Origin of the sequence: Dietzia maris (genome assembly GCF_014144855.1) — a bacterium.
GTDB classification, from domain to species: Bacteria; Actinomycetota; Actinomycetes; order Mycobacteriales; family Mycobacteriaceae; genus Dietzia; species Dietzia kunjamensis.
The window spans coordinates 1-1,575 of record NZ_JAALDN010000364.1; the positions used below are offsets into that span (position 1 = coordinate 1).

A 1,575-nucleotide genomic window follows, 5' to 3' on the forward strand; every position below is an offset into this window, starting at 1 on the left:
GCCGCGTGGGCGTGCCGCCGCGCGGCCCGCGCCCGGCGCCGCTCCTCGCGACGCTGGTGGTCGTGCACCAACTCCGCCTCGTGGTCGTACGGGCTGCCGCGGAACCGACGCAGTGCGTAGACGAGCAGCGCCAGCCCGACGAGGCCCGAGAAGATGAGGGTGCCGCCGGTGCCCCAGCCGCCGATCAGCCAGAGGTCGGCCGACAGCGGCCACCAGGTCGGCACCGTCGAGCCGATCCCCCAGAAGATCCCCAGGCCGATCAGCCAGGCCACGCCGAGCAGTGACCCGGCGATCTTGGGCCACGACTGGACCCCGCGGGAGGCGCCCTCCATGGCGACGCGCTTGATCGACAGCAGTCGCCGGTCGAACCACTCGTACTGCCGTGAGAGCACCACCGTCCCGGCGAACAGCATGAGGAGCCCGGGACCCGGGAGGAACAGTGCGGCTATGCCGAGAACGATGAGCGTCCACCCGATGATCTCGAGCGCGAGGCGTCTCACCGCCACGTAGCCGAGTCTCTTCACCGGACCATGGTTACAGAGTCCGCGCCTCCGATGCAGGCGATCCCCCCGCGTCCCGGGCCCGAACAGCGGAGGCGCCCCACGGCTCAGGTCACACTGGTCCCGAGCAGCAGGCCGATCCCGTAGGTCACCGTCATGGCCGCGACGCCCCCGATCACGAGCCGGCGCACGGCCGGGCGGGGATCCGCGTCGCCGAGTCGGGCGGAGACGTACCCGGCGAGGATCAACCCCACCACCGTGAGGACGCCGATCAACGGAACCCTCAGCGTGGCCGGGGCGAGGACGGCGAGCAGCGGGATGACGGCACCGAGCGCGAAGGAGATCGCGGACGAGATCGAGGCGCTGACCGGGTTGGTCAACGACTCGGCGTCGATGCCCAGTTCCGCATCGAGGTGGGCCGCCAGGGGATCGTCGGCGTGCAGCTCCTCCGCCACCCGCCGGGCGGTCTCCTCGCTGAGCCCCTTGGCCGTGTACAGGCCCACGAGCTCGTCGAACTCCGCTTCGGGTGCCTCCTCGAGCTCGCGGGTCTCCTTCTCGATGAGCGCCTTCTCGGTGTCGCGTTGCGTGCTCACGGACACGTACTCGCCGATGGCCATCGAGCTCGCGCCCGCGACCAGCCCCGCCATGCCGGCGACGAGGATCGCCGGGCGATCCGTGGTGGCGGCGGCGACGCCCAGGACGAGGCCCGCGGTCGAGAGCAGTCCGTCATTGGCACCCAGGACCGCGGCACGCAGCCAGTTGAGTTTGCCGCCGACCGATGAGTCGTGGGGTTCCACCGTGCTGTGTGGTGCCGGACCGGGGACGCTCATGCCCCTACGGTAGGACTCCCCGGAGTCGCCGACAAGCCTCGAAAGGCTATCCTTACCAGCGTTTTTTCTACAGCGCTGGACGGGCCGCCGGCTCAGGCGGGGACCGCGGAGCGGAACTCCCGGGCGGCCCGGGCGCCGGCGTCGAGGTCGACCTCGGGCCAGCCGTCGGGGGCGTGGAGCACCGCGCCGAGCTCGACGGCGGTGGGGGCGGACCCGGCGGTGAGCAGTGCCTCCACGGCATCGGG

At 71.8% G+C, this 1,575-nt stretch carries 2 protein-coding genes; both read right to left on the reverse strand.

The genetic code is table 11. The features are described from left to right. On the reverse strand, positions 1–506 hold a 506-nt coding region (locus G6024_RS12010; protein WP_235027884.1), incomplete at its 3' end, for a PGPGW domain-containing protein. A 101-nt stretch (positions 507–607) separates the two neighbouring features. Beyond that, the gene (locus tag G6024_RS12015; RefSeq protein WP_067714695.1) at positions 608–1,330 is read right to left on the reverse strand and encodes a VIT1/CCC1 transporter family protein; all 723 of its coding nucleotides are present in this window, start codon (positions 1,328–1,330) and stop codon (positions 608–610) included. Positions 1,331–1,575: the final 245 nt, after the last annotated feature.

What these genes read in the sequence shown, in the direction of transcription:
- G6024_RS12015 (WP_067714695.1), bottom strand. Translation starts at nt 1,330, where the DNA reads ATGAGCGTCCCCGGTCCGGCACCACACAGCACGGTGGAACCCCACGAC.